The organism is Halovenus halobia (genome assembly GCF_051414135.1).
GTDB lineage: Archaea > Halobacteriota > Halobacteria > Halobacteriales > Haloarculaceae > Halovenus > Halovenus halobia.
In genome coordinates this window covers 225,140-248,189 of record NZ_JBLKOA010000001.1, presented here as the reverse complement: position 1 = coordinate 248,189, position 23,050 = coordinate 225,140, and the positions used below count along the sequence as shown (strand labels likewise).

Genomic DNA, 23,050 nt, shown 5'->3' with positions numbered 1-23,050 from the left:
CCGTATGTCACGGAGTTTTACAATCAACTGTCCAGACGTCGAATCTGGACAGACGTTGCTCGTTGGCCTCGCCGCGCCCGGGATGGCGAGTCTCACCGCCGTCTCACACATTGTCGACAGCGTCGAGTCGACAGAAATCGGCCACATCTCGCCGGCCGAACTGCCCGCAATCACGCCCTTCGAGGACGGTGTCCCCCGTCATCACACCCGCCTGTATGACCTCGAGAATACGGATATTGTCGTCCTGTTGAGCGAACTGTTCGTCCCACCGTTTGCCGCACGTCCGTTCGTCGAACAGGTCACCCAGTGGGCCGCAGACGCTGAGATTGCGGAGATTGCGATGTTGCACCCGGTTCCCTACGAGCATGCACCCGAAGACCATCAGGTGTTTTTCGTCGCGACCGAACCGTACCGTGAGCAACGGCTAAACGGTGAGCTCCAACCGATGAGCGGCGGCGTGTTAGACGGCGTCCCCGGCGAATTCCTCAGTAACAGCCTCACGGAAGATGCACCCCCGACAGGAGTATACGTCACCCCTGCGCATCCGCCCGGCCCGGATGTTGACGCTGCCTTGCTCTTTCTCGACGCGCTGGAGTCAGTATACGACTTCAGCGTCGACCAGAGCAGTCTCGAAGACCTCTCCCAGAAAATCAAGACGCACTACGAGACACTCGGCGAGCGGATGGCCGAACTCGAAGCCGCCGAGCAATCGCGCGACGACCGGGATTTCTACGCGGACCGGATGTACATGTGACCGGGCGAACAGCGTCACAACTATGAGCCACCTGGACGGAGTGGCTGGTAATGAACTGCTTCGCCGATGGTGAGCCAGCGCTGCCGGTCGCCGGAGGGCAGCGATGATACTGGCCGTCGGGACGTTACTCGTCTTGCTGGCCGGGTTCGTCGGCGGTGTCCTCGGGGCTGCAGTTGGAGCCCTCGCCGCGCTCGCGCTGTCCGGCCTCGCTATCGTTGTCGGCGAACTCGCACAACTGTTTGTCGACGGCCGTGCTGTTGGGCTGGTTGCGACACTGGGCGTCGACGCTGCGCCACTGACTGCGGGGCCACTCTCAGCGCTTGGCCTCGGGCCACTGCTGGGTCCACACGTTGCCTTCGCTGGCGGCGTCGGCGCGGCGGCCTACGCGGGTCGGAAGGGGACAGTCGACACAGCGTTTCGGTACCATCAGGCAAAGCAAATTCGACAACCGCTGTACGACCGACCAGCAGCGCTGGCTGTCGGCGGCGTCTTCGGACTACTTGGCGTCGGGTTGGCCGCCGTTGGCAGTCTCCTGCCGGTGGACGCGGTTGCCTTCGCCGTGGTCGGGTCGGGGCTGCTTGCCCGCCTGACTGTCGGCTACCCGGTACTCGGTCGCTTCGACGGCACAGGAGTGCTCGATATGTCGCCGTTCCGGGCAGGAGCGTACTGGGGCGACGGCGGCCACGAGACCAGCGAGGGAATCGCCGGCCGCCACGTGGTCGAACCGTGGCAACCCAGCTACTACGAACCGCTCGTCGTCCTCGGAGTGGGCGTCGTTGGCGGCGCTCTCGCCGCGGCGATTGCACTCGTCTCCGAGAGTGTGCTGTTACCGTTTGGGCTCGCCCTCGCCAGTCTGTTCGGAGTGGTTGCTGGCCGCAGAGTCCGTGAGTACCCGGTTCCGGTCACACACCACATTGCGCTGCCGGCAGCCATCGGCGCGCTCGCCGTGGGTGGAACGCTCCCGGTCGGGTTGCTGGTCGGAACAGCCTTCGGGGTAAGTGGCGCAGTGCTCGGTGAACTCGTCCAGCGAGTGGTGTACGCCCACGGTGACACACACGTCGACCCTGGGTTCGGTGCCTTGCTTGTAGCGAGTCTAATCGTTACACTACTTGTCTTCGCGGGAGTCTTCGACGCGTCTGCAGTCCCGTACCTCTGACGCCGACACCGAGTTCACGCGGTCCGGCTGTCTTCCTGCGTCGCGTCCTCGCGCCACTCGGCAAACGAGTCGAGCAGGTCTGTCTCCTCGAAGCGTTCGACGCAGGGCACCTCGTATGGATGCAGTTCGACGACCCGTTCTTTCAGTGAGTCGTACCGGTCGTCAGTCGTTTTCGCCAGCAGGAGACGTTCCTCGTCGTCGTGAATCTCGCCATCCCAGCGGTAGACCGACTGACAGTCGAGAATATTCACACAGGCCGCGAGATGGTCTTCGACGAGGTGACGAGCAATGTCCTCGGCAGCGTCAGGCGGCGCGGTGATATACGCCGTCGGCATCTCAGGATTCAGATTCCTGTAGAGGGTTGTACTGGCCGTTGATATCCCACTCGTGCAGACAGTGCGGGCGGCCCGGTTCGTTCTGGTCGGCGGCAACGAAGGTTTGTTGCTGGTCGTCCCACCGCTCGACACGTCCGCACCGTTCACAGCTTCGGTCCGTCGGGGGCTCAATAACACTCATACTCGCCCGGAGGAGACGGAGGGTTATGAATCGTGCTATCTTCTCTCAATCAATCAGTACCACGTCATCCCGGCGTCGACGTTGATATCCTGTGCGGTTATCTGTCGCCCCGCGTCACTGGCAAGATAGGCGATCATTTCAGCAATACTGTCTGGGTCGATGAACTCCGAGAGCGCGAGGTCGGAGAAAAACTCCTCCTCGCGGACGGTTTCGGGCGGGAGGTCACGCTCCTCGGCCTGTGCTTCGATGACGCGCTCGATCCGTGGCCCTTCGACCGGCCCGGGACAGATCGTATTGACAGTAATCTCGTCACCCCCAAGTTCGTGTGCCCACGTCCGACTCATTCCAATCATCGCCATGTTGGCTGCCGCGTACGGCGTCCGATTCGGATACGGGCGCTTTCCGCCGATTGAGGAGATATTGACGACTGTCCCACGGTCGCTCTCACGGAGGTGAGAGACGGCGTGTTTCAGACAGAGGAACGGCCCAGTCACTTTCACGTCCGTCATCTGGGTGAACGCCTCGGTATCGATTTCGCCGACCGGCGCGGTCGGACCTTCGATACCCGCGTTGTTGACGAGAATGTCCAGTCCGCCGAAGGTCTCGACAGTCTCCGCAATCGAAGCCTCAACGGTGGCCTCGTCGGTCACGTCCGTCTCGACGGCGAGGGTCTGCTCTGGCGCGTCGATTCTGTCGGCTGTCTCGTAGATGCCATCCGAGCGCGCCGCCAGCGCGACGTTGACGCCATACTCAGCAAGCGTGACCGCAATTTCTTCGCCGATACCCTGGCTCGCGCCGGTGACAAACGCTGTGGCTCCCTCGAGTTCGTCCATAGCCGCTCGTTCACGCCGCCCCCTCTTTAGCGTGTCTGCTGGCCACCTGCTAACGGTTCGCGCCGACCAACCCGCTGTCAGTGATCCGGAACTGCGCAGTCCCGCCAGCCTCCTTGCTGTGGTGTTTCTCCAGTGTTGCGCGGCGGTTCCCACCACGGAAACGGTCGAGGCGAAGAATCATCGCCGACCAGTGGTCGAGCGTGTGGCCGCCAAGCCCACTCGTTGCGTCGTTGTCCGGGTTGGTGTAGACTTGATTGGTGAACGCCACCGCGAGGTCGTGTTTGCGCGCCAGCGAGAGCAGATGTGTAATCTGACGACCCACCGCCCGCAACGCGTCACCCTCGTCCTGCTCGGTCCGTTCCAGCCGGTAGAACCCCGTCGCGCTGTCCAGCGCGATGAAATCAACCTGCTCTGCAAACTCTGCGGCGTCCTGCACTGCTTCCTGTTGTTCGGCGAAATCGACAGCCTCAGTGATAATGATACGAGAGGCAATTGTTTCGACATCGTCCTCGTATGGCTCGGCGAGTTGTTTGAGGCGTTCGACCGGCATCCCCTCAGTGTCGATGTACAGCGCAGAGCCGCCAGCCGCGGCCACCTCGACAGCAGCGGAGAGCACAATATTGCTCTTGCCTGCTGCCGGCGCGCCGTAGATTTGTGTGACCGCAGACCGCTCGAAGCCACCGCCAAGCAGGTCATCAATCGGCTCGCATCCGGTCGAAATCGAGTCTGTCACTATCTGGATGCTTGTGACCCACCATCATATAAGGATCAGTATCACGTCGAACGTCGCTGGTCGCGGACGAGGGAGGCCACGTCGTCCCAGAAGCCGTCCTCGTACTTCGTGGCGGCGTCGATCGTCGGCCGGGCGTTCGTCTCGTTGACCACAGCCCGCTCATCGGTGACGAGCAAATCGACGCCGAGCCACGGGATGTCGAGGGCATGGGCTGCCTGTTCAGCAAGGTCACGCAGTGGTGGTTCCAACGTCACACCAGTCGCCTCTGCGCCGCGGTGAACGTTGTGTTTCCACTGTCCAGACTCCAGTGCCTCGTTGGGGAGACGACGCTCAACCGCGCCGACGACTGTCCCATCAACGAGCATCACGCGATAGTCTCGCGCTCCCGGCAAATACTCCTGCACGAGAAACGATTGGTCGCCAGTCGCCTTGTAGTCGTGAACCAAGTCGAGATAATCGCAAATACCAAGGAAGGAATCGAGGTCGTGTGCCTTCGCAACGCCGACACCACGGGTCGTCGAGTTTGGTTTGATTACGACCGGGGGGTCGAACTGCGCGAAGGCCGCCTGCAGCGTCGATTCGTCGGTTGGGTCTGAGACCACGACTGAATCCGGGACTGGCACGTCGGCGGTCGACAGTCGAGCCAGCGTCTCGCCTTTGAATCGCGAGCGGAGAATCTCCTCGCGGCCGTTCACCCACGGGATGTCCAGCAAGCCACTTGCGACACCGCCCTCGGCAATTCGGGACGGGAAGACGAAGCCGACATCGAACGGCTCCTCGGCGTCGGTAGAATGGTAGGCTGACGCTCCCGACGCAAGTGATACTGACCGTTCGGCTGTCTCGATATGTCTGGGGTCGATTCCCCGCTCGCGGAGCGGCTTGTGCATCCGCTCGTACGTTTCCGCGTTGGTCGCCACGGCGAGGCGGAGCATACCGTTCTGTTGGACGGCAGGCAATTAGCCTTGCTGATCATGAGTTCAGAGGGAAAACGTATTTACCGCTGGTCGTTAGGATTAGGGTAATGACTACGCGGAGCTTACCCCGAATATCGAGCGGAGTTCCTGGGCTGGACACGCTCTTTCGTGGTGGGTTCGTCCAGGGCCGGATGTATCTCGTCCTCGGTGAGCCCGGTACTGGGAAAACACTACTGGGGATGTCGTTTCTCGAAGAAGGCATCGACAACGGCGAGGACGTGCTGTTCATCCACGGCGAGGAATCGAAAGAGGATATCCTCGTTAACGGCGCGGCGGTCGGTATCGACCTCTCCGAAGCGACATTTCTGGACCTCGGCCCGGACTCGGACTTTTTCTCCGAAGACCGCTCGTACGAACTTGTCGACCCGCGAGATATCGAAAGCGAGCGAATTATCGAGCGCATTCGAGAGACTATCGACGAGTTAGACCCGGACCGCATTCTGTTCGACCCGATTACGCAGTTGCAGGCAATCGAACCGAACGAGTACCAGTACCGCAAGCGACTGGTCTCCTTTATGCGCTTCCTGCAGGGACAGGGTATCACCGTCTTCTCGACACAGACACCCGGGACGAGCACCGACGCGACAATTCGCTCGCTCAGCGACGGCGTTGTCCGTCTCGAACGAAACACGACGGGCCGGCGAATCACCGTCGAGAAACACCGCGGCGTCGGCCAAGAGTCGGGCAGTCACGGCCTCGAAATCCGCGAACAGGGACTGGAAGTGTATCCCTCTCTCACGCCCGACGCCGGCGGCGCGACGGTCGAACCCGAGCAGTTCTCGACGGGCATCGAGGAGTTCGACGCGTTGCTTGGCGGCGGCTTCGAGCGCGGGACAGTGACGGTGTTCAGCGGGCCGACGGGCGTCGGGAAGACAACGCTCGCGACGAAACTGCTCGAAGCGGTTACAGAGGCCGGCCACACCGCAAGCATGTACCAGTTCGAGGAGTCTGTCGCGACGGTTCGGCACCGCTCGGAGGCGCTGGATATCGACCTCTCTGGGGTAGGCGACAATCTGCGTCTCGAAGATATCGAACCGCTGGCGCTCTCACCAGAAGAGTTCGCACAACAGGTTCGAGAGGATGTCGACAGCCGAGACACCGACCTCGTCGTCCTCGACGGGACCGACGGCTATCAGCTCTCTCTGCACGGTGCCGAGGGCGACGTTGTCCGCTCACTCCACGCGCTGTGTCGGTATCTCACTGCCCGGAACGTGACGGTCGTTCTCCTCGACCAGAGCGACCACAGCGACGGTACGACAGACCCGACAGACGAGAACTTCAGCTACCTCGCCGACAACATCGTCGTACTCAATTACATCGAACGAGACGGCCGGAAAGAGCGCATCGCGAGCGTCCTGAAAAAGCGCATCGGCAACCACGAGGAGACGGTTCGTCCGTACAGTTTCGGAGCGGACGGTATCGAGATGCGAGCGCCAGAGACCGCAGTCGAGAACTTCCTGACCGGCTCACCGACCTATAGCGAGGGGTCCCAGAGGCAGGACGACGGATGAGCGAGGTTCAGGTCCTCATCGGGAACGCCGGCGAACGCGAGGCCGTCGTTGCGCTGTTAGCAAAACGCTACGAGGTCCGGACTGGAGAGTCTGTCGAGCAGGCCGACCTCTATCTCATTGACGACCACTCCGTGCCGGCCCACCGCGAGGCGCTGCGCGAACAGAAGCGCGCGGCAGGAGCCGTGTTCTGTCCGGTCGTGCTCGTCCGCCGCGAGCGGACGCGAATCGACGAACAGGCGCTGCCGGGACAGGGACCGTCTGGGTCGGGCGTTATCGACGAGGTGATTACGGCACCACTGGATTACGAAACGGTCGTCTGGCGGCTGGATAACCTGCTCACGCGACGCGATACGACGAGGAATCTCGTCGAAAAAAACGAGCGCTTACAACAGCGCGAGCGAGAGTTACAGCGCTATCAGACTTTCGTGGAGCGGTCGAGTGATATCATCACCGTTCTGGACGAATCCGGCGTCGTCAAGTACCAGAGTCCGGCAATCGAGCGTGTGCTCGGGTACGGGCAAGACGAACTTATCGGCGAGAATGCCTTCGAGTTGTTCCACCCCGAGGACCGGCCCGAACTCGAAGAGACCTACGCAGAACTGATTGCCGACCCGGGGCGGACCGTCGCGAGCGAAGGTCGGATTCAGCGTGCCGACGGAGAGTACTGCTGGCTGTCGGTGATGGCGACCAACCACTTCGACAGTAGCGTCATCGACGGTATCGTCGTCAATAGCCGCGACATCTCCGACCGCAAATACGAACAGCAGCGCCGCGAGCGCACCGTCGAACGGATGACCGACGCGATTCTCGACCTCAACGAGAACTGGCGGTTCATCGAAATCAACGACCAGGCCGAGCAGATTCTCGGCATCGAGTCCGCAGAAGTGCTCGGGAAATCCATCTGGGACATCTTCCCGTCGGCCGTCGACACACGGTTCTACGACGCCTACACGACGGCGATGAACGAGCGCGAACCCGTCGCCTTCGAGGAGCGGTTCGATGAGATGGACACGTGGTTCGAGGTGAACGCCTATCCCGAACCACACGGTGGCATCTCGGTTTACTTCCGGGACATTACCGACCGCAAGGCCCGCGAACACCGCATCGAGCGGTTGAACCGCGAGTTCGAGACTGTCTTCGAGAACGTCCGAGACGGCCTCTTCCTGTTCGACAGGACACCCGAGGGGACGCTTATCTTCCAGCGGTCGAACGCCATCGCGGGACAGTTGCTCTCCGAGGAGATTCTCACTCCGGGCGAGGAACTCGACGGCCGGGTCGACCCGGTACTGCTCGAACGGGCACGGGAGTGTCTCGAACAGGAGCGAACCGTCGGCATCGAACATCGTGTTCCCGACGACGGCGACGAATCGGTGTTCGACGTGGTGTTGTCGCCGGTCATCGTCGAGGGAACCGCCGAGATGGTCGTCGGGTCGGCCCGCGATGTCACCGAACGCAGGCAGTACGAGCAGCAACTCGAATCCCAGCGTGACGACCTGCGACTGCTCAACCAGATGGTCCGTCACGATATCCGCAACGACCTGCAGGTCATCCAGACCCACGGCGAACTGCTGGCTGCGGAGGTTTCCGAGGAGTTGCGCTCGTCGGCCGACAGCGTCGTCGCCAGTGCCAAGGACGCGATTTCACTCACTGAGGAGGCCCGCGATTTGGCAGCGGTGATGCTCAGGTCTGGCGACACACAGGAACCGATATCGCTGTCGGCAACGCTCAGGACACAGGTCCAGCAGGCGGGCGACAGCCACGACCACGCGACCATCGAAATCGACGGGACGATTCCGAGTTGCGAGGTCAGCGCCGACGATATGCTCGACTCGGTGTTCGACAACCTTCTGCAGAACAGCGTCGTTCACAACGACAGCCCGGAGCCACGAACAGTCGTCTCCGCGAGCATCGATGATGAGTACGCGGTGGTCCGAGTCGCCGACAACGGGCCGGGCATCGACGACGACCAGCGGGAGGCGATTTTCGAGAAAGGACAGCAGGGCGAGGCCAGCGAGGGGACCGGCGTCGGCCTCTATCTCGTGCGGACGCTCATCGAGGGGTACGGTGGGTCCGTCGATGTTGAAGAGTCAGCCGAGGGTGGGGCGGCCTTCGTGGTCCGACTCCCACTGGCGGACTGAGCTCAGGCGGCGTCAGCCGTGACGAGGTAGTAGCCCAACACACCAGCCCCGAGGAGACGGTCAATTTCCGATGAGGCGACGAAACTGTCGAGTTGGGTGTCCGAGACAACACCGAAAACGCCGAGCACGCGGCCGACTGGGTGTGCAAGACGGGCGAAACTCCGGCGACGCTCGGTGCAGCGCTTGATTCCATCTGTGAGGTCTCTGCGCTGGACGTTCTCGAAGCCCGTTTCGTCGAGTGTCTGCTCGAACTGTGTAAACACGCTAATGCGAAGTCCAAGTCCGTCCTCGATACGCTCGAGTCGGTCGCGCTGCTCTGCGGTGAGTTCGTCTCGGGCAACGGTGAGAAACAGGTCAGTGAGTGCGACGCGGCCATCGTCCCGGAGCGTGCGCCGGGCAGCGGTCAGCGCGCGGGCAGGGTCGGGCGAGTGTGAGAGCGCTTCCAGCCCCCAGACAACGTCCATCGAGTCGTCGTCGATGGTACTGAGGTCGTGAAAATCGTCGTAGTTGAACGTCGTCAGCTCAGAGACGCCGTGTTCGGCGGCGTTCTCTCGTGCGAGGTCGAGTTGGCTCTCGCTGATGTTGACGCCCACGACTGTTGCGCCGTGGGCGCGGGCATTCCAGACAGAATCCTCGCCAGCGCCACAGCCAATATTGAGGACGCGGTCTGAGCTATCGATGCCCGCTGCTTCGGAAAGGACGCGCATCGTGTTCATCGCGGCCGCTCCGGGCTCGTCGTGGTCCTCGTCGTAGTATTCCAGATGGAGACTGCGGTGGCCGCGGTAGGCCCACTCCGTCTGGTATGTCTTCAGCAGTTCGTCGTAGATATCCGCAACCTCGTCAGTGTCGAGGTCCGAGTTACTCATTAGGAGTGTCTACGAGCGATTCAGACCTAAGGGTTGGTATTCAGCATACTTCGCAGGCATGACAGTCCCGGAACGTACAAGTCTGCGTACCCCTGAGCCAGAGGCAATGACAAACCCAACCCGACGTGAACTGCTTGCGGCGACTGGGGCCACCGTCGCAGCGTCACTGTCGGGCTGTCTCGACGCAGTCGGAAGCTATCTCGGTGCCGACGAAGAGGGCGAACTCGTTGTGGCCCTCACCAACATCCGACGGCCGACACCCGACGGGGCTGGCCCCGGCACGCCTGAGGACATCGTCGCGCGAATCGATATCGAAAACCGCATTCCAGAGCGTGTCTCGGGACGGCTGGAAATGGAACTCAGGTACGTTCCGAATGGTGAGACTGAACAACGCTGGAACAAGACTGACGAACTCGAGTACGTCCGCGGGATTTCGCCACAGCCACTCTACGTCTTCGAGTCGGCCTACCAACCGGGGAGCCAGATACCAGGAGATTACGAACTCGACGCCGAGATTGTCAACGTACAAGTCATCAAGTCCTGATATTCGCCGGACTGAAACGGGATTCGACAGGCTCGACCGAGAGCACCCGTTTTATTTTCCCACCGCTTGACTGTGGAGTATGGCAACGCATGGACTCGGACTCTCCGTGGTCGTATTCGCGGTAAGTCTACTCATTGGCGGGTTGGCAATTCACATCGGAGCGAAGTTCGCATTCGCCTCCAGAGACTACAGCGACGCAGTTGTCACGGCACTGCTGGGCGCAGTGGCGTGGGCGCTGGTCGACATCGTTCTCGCGAGCGTCGGCATCGGAGGCCTGTTTGCCTCGATTGTCGGCCTGCTCGTCTGGATTTCAGTGGTCAGGTGGCAGTACGGTGTCGGCTGGCTGCGAGCGAGCATCGTCGGCGTAATCGCGTGGTTCTCGGCGCTGTTTGTGCTTGGATTGCTCACCCTGGTTGGCGTCGGGAGTCTCGAAGCACTTGGCGTCCCCGGGGCGTAAGCGAGAGAGCGACCGGCCCCGACAGTTTTTGTCACGCCGGCTGAAAGCGGTAGTATGATTGCTGGTTCGGAGATGGCGGTCATCGACGCGAACGCGGCCGCACTTGGAATCCCCCGCAAACAATTGATGGAATCGAGCGGGCACGCCACTGCCGGCGTCGCCAGAGACCTCGTCGACCCGGGGGCAACGATTACGATTGTCGCCGGCCGCGGCAACAACGGCGGCGACGCCTTCGTCGCGGCGCGCTTTCTGGAGTCCTACGACCTGCGCGTCCAGTTGCTCGGTCGCCCCGAGTCCATCGGGACCGAAATCGCCCGGGAGAACTGGGACGCACTCGAAAACTGCGAATTCGACCGTGAGCAGATTCGTGACTCGACAGCGGTCGACCTCGGTGACCCCGACCTCGTCATCGACGCGATGCTCGGCACCGGCGTTACCGGAGCGTTGCGAGAACCCGCGGCGACGGTTGCCGCGGCCATCAACGACAGCGACGCCACAGTTCTCTCCGTCGACGTGCCGTCTGGCTTCGACAGCGAGACGGGAACAGTTCCCGAGGGAGCCGTCGACCCCGACCACGTCGTCACATTCCACGACAGCAAGCCCGGCCTCGACGACTTAGACGCCGTGATATCTGTCGCCGACATCGGCATTCCCGAGGCGGCGGAGACGTTCGTCGAACGCGGTGACCTGCTTCGACTCTCTCGGGACCCCCAGAGCCACAAGGGCGACCACGGCAAGGTGCTGATAATCGGCGGTGGTCCGTACGTCGGCGCACCAGCACTGTCCGGACAGGCGGCGCTCCGGGCGGGGGCCGACCTCGTCCGAGTCGCCTGCCCGACAGCAGTCGCCCACGAAGTGCAGGGATACAGCGAGGACCTGATTGTCCGACCACTGGAAGGACGACAGCTCGAACCCGGTCACGTCGGACAGGTGATGGAGTTTGCTGCCGAACACGATACGCTGGTTATCGGTCCCGGACTCGGGGCTGATGGGTCGACACTGGAAGCAGCCGAGGCGATTCTGACCGCGTTCACCGGCACCGCCGTCGTCGACGCAGACGCGCTGCAGTTGGTGCCCAACATCGACACCGAGGCGACGCTCATCTGCACGCCGCACCAGGGCGAACTGGCGAAGATGGGTGGCCCGCGGGCCGACGACTGGCGCGAGCGACGCGACGCTGTCGATGAGTTCGCCACCGAACTCGGACACACGCTGCTGGTCAAGGGCAACTACGACGTGGTCTCCAACGGCGAGCGCACCCGAGTGAGTCGAACCGGAAATCCGGGGATGACCGTCGGCGGGACCGGCGACGTGCTGGCGGGCGTTACGGGCGCGCTCGCTACCCAGCACGAACCGATTCACGCCGGCGGACTCGGTGCTTACGTCGCCGGCCGGGCGGGCGACATCGTCGCCGACGAGCGCGGCGATGGGTTGGTTGCCAGCGACCTGCTGACGGCGATTCCGACAGCGATGCGCTACGAAGAGTGAAGGTTTCGACGGGCTTAATCGGCCCAAGACCAACTAGACCACGATGAACAACGGCGGCGTGGGCACGCTTGAAGACGACGCGGCAGCCTTTAGCCTGCTCGGCACCGACCTTCGGGCGGCACTCTCCGAGCGAGGCTTCGAGACGCCGACGAAGCCACAGCGTCGCGCACTGCCACCACTAATCGACAGCGAGAATGTCGTCGTCGTCGCACCGACGGGCAGCGGCAAGACAGAGACGGCGATGTTGCCAGTCTTCGACCAAATCGTCGGCGAGGAAACCTTCGGGATTAGCGCGCTGTATATCACGCCGCTGCGGGCGCTGAACCGCGACATGGAAGAGCGACTTGAGTGGTGGGGTCAGACGCTGGATATCGATATCGACATCCGCCACGGCGACACCACCGACTACCAGCGCCAGAAGCAGGCCAACGACCCGCCGGACGTGTTGGTGACGACGCCGGAGACGTTGCAGGCAATGTTCACTGGCGAGAAGCTGAAGCGAGCACTCGAAGATGTCGAGCACGTCATTATCGACGAGATTCACGAACTCGCGGTCTCGAAACGGGGCGCGCAACTCTCGATTGGATTGGAGCATTTGCGCGAACTCGCCGGCCCGATGCAACGAATCGGTCTCTCTGCGACTGTCGACGACCCCGACGAGATTGGAAAGTTGCTGACGGGTGACCGCGACTACACCGTTGCCGGCGTGGATATCGGCAGCGAACTCGATGTTGACGTTCGCTGCCCGACACCGACCGAGCGAGACGAACAAATCGCGAGCGAACTCGTCACAGACCCCGAAATTGCGAGCCATGTCAGAGTCATCGACGAACTCGTTGCCGAGAACGAGGCAACGCTGATATTCGTCAATACTCGCCAGACTGCAGAGGCAATTGGCTCACGCCTCAAGGAGTACGGCAGCAACGTCGGCATTCACCACGGCTCACTCGCCAAGGAGAGCCGCATCGAAATTGAATCGCAGTTCAAAAACGGCGAGATTGACGGGCTGATGTGCACCTCGTCGATGGAACTCGGTATCGACGTCGGTCACGTCGACCACGTTGTCCAGTACAACAGTCCGCGACAGGTGACTCGATTACTGCAGCGAATCGGCCGCGCAGGCCACCGCGAAGACGAGATTTCGAGCGGGACAATCATCGCGAGCCACCCCGACGACGTGCTCGAATCGATCGTTATCGGCCACAGCGCGCAGGACGGCCACGTCGAACCCGCGGCGATCCACCACGGTAGCCTCGACACCGTTGCCAACCAGATTGCCGGGCTGGTGATGGGCTGCGGCGACATTCAGGCGATGCACGCCTACGAAATTATCACCCGGGCCTACCCGTTTCAGGACCTTTCGACGGAGCAATTCAAAGAGATTGTCCGAGAGCTAGCGAGCAACAACGTCGTCTGGCTGGAAGAAGACGCCGACCGACTGGAGAAACGGCGTGGGACGTGGCAGTATTTCTACCGGAACCTCTCGATGATTCCCGACGAAGCGACCTACGATGTCGAGGACGTTGCCAGCGGGCGACAGGTCGGCACGCTCGACGAACGCTTCGTCGTCAACTTCGCCAGCCCCGGCGAAATCTTCATTCAGGGCGGCGAGATGTGGCGCATCACCGAAGTGGACGACGAGGATGACGTGGTGACGGTTTCGCCAATCGAAGACCCTGCAGGAGAGGTTCCGTCCTGGACAGGCCAGGAGATCCCCGTCACTCGGCAGGTTGCCCAGCACGTCGGACAGGTTCGCGCCGTCGCGAGCAGCCAACTCGCCGAGGGTGCCGAGGAATCAGCGGTGGCCCGTGACCTCGGCCGGCGCTACGACTTCGGCACGGAGACCATCGAGGCCGGGTTGGACCAACTGACTGACCAGGCCGAGACGGGCCATCCCGTCGCCACGGAGGACCGAATCGTTGTCGAAGGAGGTGCCGGGTCCCTCGTCGTCAACGCCTGCTTCGGTCACAACATCAACGAAACACTCGGACGGCTGCTCTCGGCACTACTAGGCCAGCAAACCGGCTCCAGCGTCGGCATGGAAGTCGACCCGTACCGCATCGAACTCGACGTGCCCCACGGCGTCTCTCATGCGGATGTCGAAGCAATTCTGCACGATACCGACCCCGAACACGTCCGGGGGCTGATCGAACTGAGTCTGAAGAACGCCGACGCCCTCAAATTCAAACTCGCACAGGTCGCCGCGACGTTCGGCGCGGTGAAGCGCTGGCGCGGAAGTGGATCAACTGGATTCGGCAAGAACCGCTTGCTCGATGCCCTCGAAGGCACACCGGTCTACGATGAGGCACTCCGAGAGTTGATTCACGAAGAACTCTCTATCGAGGGTGCACAGGAAGTGCTCGCGTCCGTCCAGTCCGGCGAGATTACCATCGACACCGTTGGCGAACACACGCCAGTTGGTATTGGTGGCCGCGGGTCGGGCACCGAACTGCTGACGCCGGAAAACGCCGACGCGAGCGTCATCAAGACGGTCAAGGAGCGACTGCAGGGCGACCGGGTGATTCTGTTCTGTCTGCACTGCGAGGAGTACGAGCGGACGAAAGAGGTCAACCGGGTGCGCGACCAGCCGAGTTGTCCCCACTGCGAGTCGACACGAATTGCGGCGCTGAATCCGTGGGACGAGGAAACGGTCACTGCGGTCCGGACCAACAACAAGGACGACGACCAACAGAAGCGCACGGAGCGGGCCTATCAGGCCGCCAGTCTGGTCCAGAGCCACGGCAAACAGGCTGTCATCGCGCTGGCGGCCCGCGGGGTTGGCCCGCACAACGCGGCCCGAATTATCAACAAACTCCGCGAAAATGAGGACGATTTCTACCGAGATATTCTGTCGCGAGAGCGCGAGTACGCTCGCACGCGGTCGTTCTGGGAGTGATTACTCGACATCTCGGCGCATTGCAATCTCGAACCACGGGCAGAGTCGCAGCTGTCGATACCACTGCGGATTCTCGTGCAGGCGCTCGTATGGTACCCACATGATGCCGCCGACTTCTTCGGGGTCGGGGTCGAGACTCGTATCCTCGAGCGTCGCGTTGAGAACGGCACAGACCTCGTGCTCGACGCCGGCGTTCTCGTAATATCGTTTGTACTCGAAGCGGTCAGTCACCTCCAGATTGTCGTACTGCTCGGGAGCAATCCCGAGTTCTTCTTCGAGGCGGACCGTCGCGGCCTCGACCTGCGATTGTCCTTCGACGGGGTGTGAAGCGACGGTACCGTCCCAGAACGTATCCCAGAGTCGTTTGTCTGGGCTCCGCTGAGCGAGCAGAATACGTCCGTCACCGTCGAACAGAAGCGTCGTAAATGCGCGGTGGCGAATACCGTCGCCGGTGTGTGCGTCCAGTCGGTTGACCATTCCTTCTTTGTTGTCGTCGGCGTCGACAGCGATCACGTCCTGCAGTGCATTTTCGTGATCGGCGTCTCCCTGGCCAGTCATTATACATTCAATACAGGAGGTGCCTCATACCGTCTTCGTTTTGGGGCCCGCGTTGGCGGCAGACAGACGACAGTCGTCCGTCTGACACAGCACTATACCGCTGGGACTACGACTGGGGATATGAGCAGTGAGTCACGCACAGAGACTGACAGCGGGGTTGGCGAGCAGTGCACGGCCTGTGGCGCAGGGCTGAGCGAGCAGGTGCTCGCACTCCAGACCTATCCCGAATCGGACGAGCAAACACTCGACGGACTGACCGGTGGTGGGCTAACGCACTGCCCGGAGTGTGCGGCCGAACCGGTTGCGCTGCTGGACACCTGGACAGACCACGACCAGCCACCGGTCGACCCCGACCAGCCACTCGGTGCTGGCTACCGGGAAGTCAGTGATAACTGCAGTTTCTGTGGCAACGACTGTGACCAGCCAGTGGTAGGCGTCGAACTCTACCGCCGGCCCGGCGGAGGATTGCCGGCGTATGCGAACTACACACTCTGTGGAGACTGCCAGGACGTCTTCGAGGAATTTCTGGCGAACATCCGCGAGTGACTACCCGATCCACTCGCGTGGGACGAGGTCGACAGCTTCGATAGCTGCGCCCTCGAAAAAGACAGGCGCAAGTTCGTCGGCGAGGTCGCGATACGCCGCGGCCGCCGGGCTATCAGGGGCGTTCGTGACCATCGGTTCGGCCCCCACAGCGTCGTAATCCTCTGGAATCCCGCCGAGCAGCGGGAAATCGAACTCCGCGTCGATATCTGCGATCGGCGTCTCTGCAGTCGCGCGGACGAGCAACGCACCGAGGATTGGACTATCAACCATCTCCGAGAGTGTGCCAGTTTTGCCGGTATCTGTCAGCGAGACGTGGTCTGGTGTCGTAACGAGAACGACGCCATCAGCGAGTTCCAGCGGTATCGTCGTTTCGGTGCTCAGGCCGGCAGCAGTATCAATCAGCACGGCGTCGTACGTGCGGGCAAGTGTGTTGACGACCTTCGGGAGTTTCTTCGGGTCGGCGCCGGCGTAGGCGTCGAGACTCGTCTCGCCGGGGATAATCGTCAGACCGCCGGCGTCGGTGAGTGTCTCACTGAGCGTTGCCGACCCGGCGAGGACATCGTGGAGAGAGGTGTCGACATCGACACCGAGCAGGTCAGCAACGTTTGGCATTGCCAGGTCTGCGTCGACGACAACTGTCTCGTAGCCGCGCGCCGCGAGCGCCGCGCCGAGGTTGATTGCCGTCGTCGTCTTTCCAACACCGCCGTTGCCACCAGCGACGGTACACACGTACCCACCCATTACCTACCGGGAGGTGGCCCGCGAATAAATATCTGTACACCGCCGTCGATATCCCAGAGGGCGCAGAGATGGAACTCCCGTCACAACTGTCAGGAAAAGTCGGTACGAAAAGCGGTTTGGCTGGGGTGGGGCCGTCAGCCGTCGTAGTAATCGAAGCCGTCGCGCTCGTAGGCCGGTGAGGAACTCCGAATCGCAGTCGCAACGTGCTGGAGTTCCATACCCAGCAGGACAACGACGTCGCTGATAGAGATGATTCCGACGAGTTGCCCGTCCTCGACGACCGGAAGTCGCCGAATACCGCGCTCGGACATCACCTCGACAGTGTCGTACATCCCCTCGTCCGCCTCGACAGTTGGGATGTCGCCGTCGATGAACTCCTCGACCGGTGTGCTCTCCGCGTCGAACTGGTCGTCGAGGACCGCAGGGAGCAGGTCGCGACTCGTCACTAGGTCGAGCGGCTTTCCGTCGTTGACGACAACGAGACCGGCGACTTCCTCATCGTGAAGCTTCCGTACGACGTCCGCAACGGAGGTATCTGGACTGGCGGTGACAACAGTGGTCCGTGCAATATCGATTACGGCCATACTCCCACCTTCTCAGCAGATGCCTACAATAGTTTCGTTTCTCCTATGATATATCACAGCGCGTATAATTCTAGCTGGGTATACCAGTGGCCACACCCGGTGGAGCGCTGAACTGGTGAGTGTAGCCAAGCTGAACGGTGAAGAATATAATTATTGTTTATTCAGGGGTGTCGGAGCGATTTCTTGTGTTTACGGTAAATTTTGCTACGGTTTCACGGAGCAAATCCACGGCAAGCGCGGGGGTGGCAACCTCTCTCTGAGACAGATACATAAAATACCCGCCAAAGTAACTATTAAACAAGCCTCACACGTTCGTAGTAGCAATGCAAGGACGAAGACTGGCAACCACGGACAAGATTATCGTTCTCACAAGTCCCGACGGGGGAGAACCCCTGGAGCGGCTGCAGGACTGGGCAGCGAAAAAGGACATCGATGTCTCTGTCGTCGAACTCGGCGAGGACATCGGCGACGCCTACGACCCTGACAGGGCAACGCTTGGCGTCACACTGGGCGGTGACGGAACGTTCCTCGAAGGGATCAAACTGTTCACACCGCTTGGCATCCCGCAACTCGGCGTCAACGCCGGGTCGCTGGCCTTCCTGGCGCGTGTCGAACTCGAAGAACTCGAAGCAGCGCTAGACGAAGTCGTCAGCGGCCGAGCGACCGTCGACAGCCGCCAGAAGCTCCACGTCGACGCGCCGGGTGTCGACGCGACCGGTATCAACGACGTGATGCTCCAGCACGTCCCACCGGAGAACCCATTTGACCGGAAGATTACCCGACTCGACGTCTTCGTCGACGGCGAGTACGTCGGCCAGTACGAAGGGACAGGGCTCGCTATCTCGACACCGACGGGCTCGACCGGTGTTGCCCTCTCTGCGGGCGGCCCAATTCATATGTCTGCAGACAACCACACCCTCCAGATTACGCCGCTGCAGACACACAGTATGGGTGTGCGTCCGATAGTCGTCTCCGCGGACGCAGACATCAAGGTTGTCAGCCGAGAGCAGGCCAGCCTCCTCGTCGATGGCGGGCGCGCACACAAGATTGTCAGCGGCGGTGATGTTATCGATGTCACCGGTGCCGAGGGCCGCGCGCACGTCGTCAGAACGAGTTACGACGACCAGTTCATGACAGCGATGACCGAGAAACTCAGCTGGGGAATCCGCGACGACCCCGATGGGCCGCGCGAACTGCTCGACGACGACTTCCCGGCCGAGGAACAGAGTGTCGTCGAGAAGGCTCGTGATGTCGCAACTGAGGCCGCACGCAGCGCGGGCGAACCGCTGCGAGAACTCCACGGCCGTGTCGAGGATGTCACGGTCAAAACCAACAAATCCGACATCGTCACCGAGGCCGACCACCAGGCGAACAAAATTATCACGACGATTATCGAAAACGAGTTCCCGGATCACGCAATCTTCTCGGAGGAAGCCGAATTCAAGGACGGGTCGAGCGACTTCAAGTGGGTTATCGACCCCGTCGACGGGACGGGGAACTTCGCACACGGGAATCCACAGTACTCCATCTCGATTGGACTTATCGAAGACGACGAACCCGTCATGGGCGTCATTTACGTTCCCGAAACCGACGAGATGTTCCACGCTGTTGCCGGCGGCGACGCCTACAAAGGCGACAAGAAAATCCACGTCAGCAACCGCTCGGAACTCGACGAGAGCATGCTGCTCTCGGGCTGGGACCCAGACGGAGAGTTCCTCACGCACTTCTATCAACAGACTCGCGGTGTGCGAGCACTCGGGTCGGCCGCGCTCAGTCTCTGTTATCTCGCGAACGGAAGCGCCGAAGGGACCTGGGAATACGGCACTTATCCGTGGGACGTCGCCGCAGGCGTCGTGATTGCCCGGGCCGCCGGCGCGACGCTCACCGACCGCCACGGGGAGCCGTACACGGTTGAGTTCGATTCCGACGAGCGCAAGGAGTTGCTGGGCTCGAACGGCGCTGCACACGAAAATATTCTCGAACACCTGCAGAAAAACGACGACCTGATGGACTAACTCCTGGCAGTTGCCAGCCCTGAGACAGTACCCAAGGAGTTTGCGGCTATCTTTGCTCGCAGAACCCCGCCGCCAGCAGAGTATTTATGCCCGCCTATACCTAATGAGTTAGTATCTATCACCCATGAGCGCGACGACGCAGGTTTGTGTGGTCGGTGCAGACGACGGGTTGTTCGAGCGGTTGACAACGGCGTTCGCCGAGGAGCCCATCGACGTACAGCGTGTTGCAACAGTCGAAGCGGCCAGCGGTGCGTGTCTGGTCGGCGTTGCCGGTGCGGACGGCACCGAGTTGGCTGCTGCGCTCGGTAGCCAGTCTGTTCCATCAGTACTCTACATCGACAGCGAGGCCGACGCGGCCGAACTGTACGACGCCGGCGTAACGGATGTTGTCAGGCGTGACGGGGCTGGTGCCGTTGCTGGGCTTCGCCACGCAGTCATGCAGTGTCTCGAGCCTGCACCGATGACAACTGACGGCGGCCAGCAGGCTCAACCGGCCGATTTTCCGCTGAAGGAACTCCACGAAATTGCAACCGACCGCGAACTCTCGCGGGACGCAAAGATCGACGCACTGCTGACCGCAGGTCTCGAGCAACTCGACACGTCGAGCGCGTTTCTCTCCCGTATCACCGACGACCAGCAGGAAATTGTCACGAGTGTCGGTGACCATCCGGAACTGACGCCGGGCAAGCAGACACCGCTCTCGGAAACCTACTGCCAGTACACTATCGCTGCCGGCGAAACACTGTCAGTCGGCGATGTCACCGAGAGTGATACCATCCCGGACGAGCGCTACGAACAGTGGGACCTGCAGTGTTATCTCGGTGCGACGGTAACCGTCGACGACGAACAGTACGGGACGATCTGTTTCGTCGACGACACGGCGCAGCAGTCGGCGTTCACCGACGGCGACCGACACTTCGCAGAGGTGGTGACCGACTGGATTGGCTATCTGCTCGAACAACAGGCCTACGAGGAAGAACTCGACCAGCAGCGCGCCTTCACCGAGAGTCTGATGGACAGCCTCCCGGACCCACTGTTCGCGACCGATAACGGTGGCCGGTTGATCCGCTGGAACGAGCGCTTCGAGGAACTGGCCGGTACCGATATCGAGGGGAGACGGCCAGCGGAGTTCATGGTCGAAGAGGACCGAGCAGCCGTGACCGAAGCGATCGAAAACGCACTCGACGGCGTTGGAAGTTCAGTCGAGGCAACGATGGCGGTACACGAAGGGCAGCAATATCCCTACGAGTTCTCGAACGCGCCGCTTCGTGACGACAGTGGGGCTGTCACCGGGGCCGCGACGGTCGGCCGTGACATGACCGAGCGCCAGGCCGCACAGGAACAACTCGCGGGCATTCTCGACACGACACGGTCGCTGATGCAGGCCCGCGACCGCGAGCACGTCGCAGAGATTGCGGTCAACGCCGCCAAAGACCTGCTTGGATTCGACCTCAGTGTCTTCAGACTGTACGATAGCGACGCGGGAACACTCATTCCTGCGGCGATGACCGATGAAGCTGCCGACGTACTCGGCGAGCGTCCAGTTTACGATGTCGGTGAGGGCAACCCCGGAGAAGTGTTCGCGTCCGGCGAACCGCGAACTATCAACAGCCTCGGGGAGGGCGAAGGGCCACCAGCGCTGGGTGCCGGTGCCTCAGTCATGTACTATCCGGTGGGCGTTCACGGCACAATCAGTGTCTCGACAACCGAAGCCAACGCCTTCGACGAGCGAGACGAGCAGATGCTTGCGCTGCTGGCGACCAGTGCTGCGGCGGCCTGTATGCGGGCCAAACGCGAACAGGACGTCCGTGAGGCACAGGAACACACCGAGCGAGTGCTCGACCGCGTCAACGGCCTCGTCCAGAACACTGTCGAAGTGCTCGTCCAGGCACAGACCCGTGAGGAACTCGAAGATGGCGTCGTCGAGCAACTCGCCGCAGCGGAGCCATACGCCTTCGCGTGGATTGGCCAGCCAGACGTTGCGGCGGAGACGCTCAGTCCATCGGCGTGGTCTGGCTCGGCCGCAGTACCAGTCCGTGGCCGGTCGTTCCCCCTCGTTGGCGGTAACGAACCAGTCAGTCGTGCCTACAACGAGCAGGAACCGCAGATACTCACTGACTTCGATAGCGCCGGTGCGGGCCCCTGGGCCGAGATTGCCGGCGACAGTGGAGTCAACTCACTCATCGCTATCCCCCTCGTGTACAAGGACGCCAACTACGGCGTGTTGACCGTGCTCGCCGAGGAGCAAGACGCACTCGACGAGCGTGAACGAATCGTGCTCGAATCGCTCGGACGAGTCATCGCAAACGCAATCAATGCCATCGAACGCGGCCGGATTCTCGACGCGACAGAAATCATCGAACTGGAGTTCTCGATCTCTGACCAGGAACTGTTGTTCAGCCGACTCTCGGGCGCGACTGACTGCGTGCTCGAATCGGCAGGGACAGACTACAGTTCGGACGGGTCAATCCGACTCTATCTCACCGCCCGCGGTGTCGCAGCCGATGAACTCATCGCAATCGCTGAGGAAGACGTTGCGGTCCAGAGTGTGACCTGTATCGTCGACCACGAAGAGGAGTGTCTGCTCGAACTGACCGTCGAGGACTCCCTGCTCGCGATGCTGACTGAGTACGGCGCTGTGCCGCGGGAGGTCACCGCCGAACACGGCACGGCGCGGTTTATTGTCGAACTGCCCTACGAGGCCGAGGCGCGAGACCTCTTCGAACTCGTCGAAAACCAGTACCCGAGTACGGAACTGCTGGGCTATCACGAGCGCGAACGGCCGGTCGAGACCAGACAGGAGTTCCGTGCGGCGCTCAGCGACCGGTTCACCGACCGACAGGAGACGGCCCTCCGGACTGCGTATCTCGGGGGCTTTTTCGACTGGCCCCGAGAGGTCGACGGGAACGAACTCGCCGAGGCGATGGATATCTCTCGGCCGACTTACCACCAACATCTCAGGTCCGCACAGAAGAAGGTCTTCGAGGAACTGTTCGATTAGTCTGTGAGTTCGACTTCGAGTTCGAACCAGTTCGTCCCCGGTTTTTCGGCTGGCAAATCGAGTTGGCTGTTGATAATCGAAGAGCTCGCCGAATTCTCGATAACAAACTCGTTGTCCACCAGCGTCGCTGTCGGTGGCTCCGCGTCGAAGTTCGTCTCGCCGGTCAACGCGTTGCTCTGCTCGGTCGTAGCGTTGACCTCGAAGCTGAACTCGTCGTCGAGAAACTCGATGACAACCCGGAGTGTTCCGCTTGCAGTCATTCTATTCTCAGTAAGGACGCCCGAAAGCCCGTCCGGGGACTCAATTTGTGCCTCGATGCCGGAGGCCTCGATGGGTGGGAACGCTACGTCCGTCGACTCCCACGAGCCATCGTCGGCGACGGTGGCCTGAACAGAGATGGTCTCGTCAGCCTCGCCATCAGACAGAATATAGCCTGCTTTGCGGGCCTGCGTTCGTGTCTCGACGGCCTCATTGATTGCGAGAAAGCCGCTCTGGCTCGTCACCGAAAACGACTCTGCAAACAGTGGTTGACTATCGGGTTGGTCCGACGAGTCCTCGTCAGACGTGTCTTCGGTCTCGTTTGTCGGAGCCGGTTCATCAGGAGAGTCATCGTCTGCAGAGTCAGAGCCGGTGCTGAGACAGCCAGCAGCCAGCGGGAGCGTTGCCACGCTAGCGATTTGGAGAAACGGACGGCGGTCCATTGCCACAATGGACAGTCCCGCCGGGTATGAACTTGACG

21 protein-coding genes are annotated in these 23,050 nt (G+C 61.5%); 11 read left to right on the top strand and 10 right to left on the bottom strand.

Annotation, left to right across the window (positions count from 1 at the left end; all coding sequences use genetic code 11):
- The first annotated feature begins 4 nt into the window (after nt 1-4).
- Together ACMGFM_RS01305 and ACMGFM_RS01300 are read left to right on the top strand one after the other, a co-directional pair.
- Nucleotides 5-754 carry a proteasome assembly chaperone family protein gene (locus ACMGFM_RS01305; protein WP_436900486.1) on the top strand — a complete coding sequence of 250 codons (750 nt, stop codon included), beginning with the start codon at nt 5-7 and terminating at the stop codon, nt 752-754.
- Between the two features lie 103 nt (nt 755-857).
- Nucleotides 858-1,910 carry a DUF7973 family transport facilitator gene (locus tag ACMGFM_RS01300; protein WP_436900485.1) on the top strand — a complete coding sequence of 351 codons (1,053 nt, stop codon included), beginning with the start codon at nt 858-860 and terminating at the stop codon, nt 1,908-1,910.
- Nucleotides 1,911-1,924: 14 nt separating this feature from the next.
- Here ACMGFM_RS01300 and cutA read toward each other — a convergent pair whose 3' ends face one another.
- From cutA to ACMGFM_RS01275, 5 genes are read right to left on the bottom strand one after another with little or no spacing between them, the layout of a single operon-like run.
- Nucleotides 1,925-2,245, bottom strand: coding sequence for a divalent-cation tolerance protein CutA (gene cutA, locus ACMGFM_RS01295; RefSeq protein WP_436900484.1), 321 nt, complete (start codon nt 2,243-2,245; stop codon nt 1,925-1,927).
- Nucleotide 2,246: 1 nt separating this feature from the next.
- A complete protein-coding gene (locus ACMGFM_RS01290) occupies nt 2,247-2,426 on the bottom strand; it encodes an HEWD family protein (RefSeq protein WP_436900482.1) in 180 nt (59 codons plus the stop codon).
- A gap of 53 nt (nt 2,427-2,479) precedes the next feature.
- Complete coding sequence (locus tag ACMGFM_RS01285; protein WP_436900481.1) at nt 2,480-3,259, bottom strand: SDR family NAD(P)-dependent oxidoreductase; 780 nt, start codon at nt 3,257-3,259, stop codon at nt 2,480-2,482.
- A 49-nt stretch (nt 3,260-3,308) separates the two neighbouring features.
- Complete coding sequence (radB, locus tag ACMGFM_RS01280; protein WP_436900480.1) at nt 3,309-3,992, bottom strand: DNA repair and recombination protein RadB; 684 nt, start codon at nt 3,990-3,992, stop codon at nt 3,309-3,311.
- A gap of 41 nt (nt 3,993-4,033) precedes the next feature.
- Nucleotides 4,034-4,924 (bottom strand): ATP-grasp domain-containing protein, encoded by an 891-nt coding sequence (locus ACMGFM_RS01275; protein WP_436900479.1) that lies wholly within the window; start codon nt 4,922-4,924, stop codon nt 4,034-4,036.
- 89 nt (nt 4,925-5,013) lie between these two features.
- Between ACMGFM_RS01275 and ACMGFM_RS01270 the strand changes: the two genes are divergently transcribed.
- Together ACMGFM_RS01270 and ACMGFM_RS01265 are read left to right on the top strand one after the other, a co-directional pair.
- Nucleotides 5,014-6,477 carry an ATPase domain-containing protein gene (locus ACMGFM_RS01270; protein WP_436900478.1) on the top strand — a complete coding sequence of 488 codons (1,464 nt, stop codon included), beginning with the start codon at nt 5,014-5,016 and terminating at the stop codon, nt 6,475-6,477.
- Entirely contained in the window at nt 6,474-8,615 is a 2,142-nt protein-coding gene (locus ACMGFM_RS01265) for a PAS domain S-box protein (protein ID WP_436900477.1), read from the top strand. Before ACMGFM_RS01270 ends, ACMGFM_RS01265 begins: the two co-directional genes overlap by 4 nt.
- Before the next feature lie 2 nt (nt 8,616-8,617).
- Here the strand turns inward: ACMGFM_RS01265 and ACMGFM_RS01260 are convergent, their stop codons facing one another.
- Complete coding sequence (locus ACMGFM_RS01260; RefSeq protein ID WP_436900476.1) at nt 8,618-9,481, bottom strand: SAM-dependent methyltransferase; 864 nt, start codon at nt 9,479-9,481, stop codon at nt 8,618-8,620.
- A gap of 106 nt (nt 9,482-9,587) precedes the next feature.
- Here ACMGFM_RS01260 and ACMGFM_RS01255 point away from each other — a divergent pair, with 106 nt between their 5' ends.
- The 4 genes from ACMGFM_RS01255 to ACMGFM_RS01240 all read left to right on the top strand — a co-directional run bounded on the left by ACMGFM_RS01255 (nt 9,588) and on the right by ACMGFM_RS01240 (nt 14,866).
- Nucleotides 9,588-10,025 (top strand): hypothetical protein, encoded by a 438-nt coding sequence (locus ACMGFM_RS01255; protein ID WP_436900475.1) that lies wholly within the window; start codon nt 9,588-9,590, stop codon nt 10,023-10,025.
- 79 nt (nt 10,026-10,104) lie between these two features.
- A complete protein-coding gene (locus tag ACMGFM_RS01250) occupies nt 10,105-10,482 on the top strand; it encodes a hypothetical protein (RefSeq protein ID WP_436900474.1) in 378 nt (125 codons plus the stop codon).
- A 54-nt stretch (nt 10,483-10,536) separates the two neighbouring features.
- Complete coding sequence (locus tag ACMGFM_RS01245; RefSeq protein WP_436900472.1) at nt 10,537-11,970, top strand: NAD(P)H-hydrate dehydratase; 1,434 nt, start codon at nt 10,537-10,539, stop codon at nt 11,968-11,970.
- Nucleotides 11,971-12,013: 43 nt separating this feature from the next.
- A complete protein-coding gene (locus ACMGFM_RS01240) occupies nt 12,014-14,866 on the top strand; it encodes a DEAD/DEAH box helicase (RefSeq protein WP_436900471.1) in 2,853 nt (950 codons plus the stop codon).
- Here ACMGFM_RS01240 and ACMGFM_RS01235 read toward each other — a convergent pair whose 3' ends face one another.
- Nucleotides 14,867-15,424, bottom strand: a complete 558-nt coding sequence (locus ACMGFM_RS01235) for an NUDIX hydrolase (RefSeq protein WP_436900470.1) — start codon at nt 15,422-15,424, stop codon at nt 14,867-14,869.
- A 120-nt stretch (nt 15,425-15,544) separates the two neighbouring features.
- Between ACMGFM_RS01235 and ACMGFM_RS01230 the strand changes: the two genes are divergently transcribed.
- Nucleotides 15,545-15,970, top strand: a complete 426-nt coding sequence (locus ACMGFM_RS01230) for a hypothetical protein (protein ID WP_436900469.1) — start codon at nt 15,545-15,547, stop codon at nt 15,968-15,970.
- On the opposite strand, the gene ACMGFM_RS01225 is transcribed toward ACMGFM_RS01230, so the two are convergent.
- Together ACMGFM_RS01225 and ACMGFM_RS01220 are read right to left on the bottom strand one after the other, a co-directional pair.
- Entirely contained in the window at nt 15,971-16,711 is a 741-nt protein-coding gene (locus ACMGFM_RS01225) for a P-loop NTPase (RefSeq protein WP_436900468.1), read from the bottom strand.
- 134 nt (nt 16,712-16,845) lie between these two features.
- Nucleotides 16,846-17,295: a CBS domain-containing protein gene (locus ACMGFM_RS01220; protein ID WP_436900467.1), complete on the bottom strand. Its 450-nt coding sequence runs from the start codon at nt 17,293-17,295 to the stop codon at nt 16,846-16,848.
- Between the two features lie 323 nt (nt 17,296-17,618).
- Here ACMGFM_RS01220 and ACMGFM_RS01215 point away from each other — a divergent pair, with 323 nt between their 5' ends.
- Complete coding sequence (locus tag ACMGFM_RS01215) at nt 17,619-19,310, top strand: inositol monophosphatase family protein (RefSeq protein ID WP_436900466.1); 1,692 nt, start codon at nt 17,619-17,621, stop codon at nt 19,308-19,310.
- Between the two features lie 124 nt (nt 19,311-19,434).
- A complete protein-coding gene (locus tag ACMGFM_RS01210; protein ID WP_436900465.1) occupies nt 19,435-22,311 on the top strand; it encodes a bacterio-opsin activator domain-containing protein in 2,877 nt (958 codons plus the stop codon).
- Here ACMGFM_RS01210 and ACMGFM_RS01205 read toward each other — a convergent pair.
- Nucleotides 22,308-23,012 carry a hypothetical protein gene (locus ACMGFM_RS01205; RefSeq protein ID WP_436900464.1) on the bottom strand — a complete coding sequence of 235 codons (705 nt, stop codon included), beginning with the start codon at nt 23,010-23,012 and terminating at the stop codon, nt 22,308-22,310. The genes ACMGFM_RS01210 and ACMGFM_RS01205 overlap by 4 nt on opposite strands.
- Nucleotides 23,013-23,050: the final 38 nt, after the last annotated feature.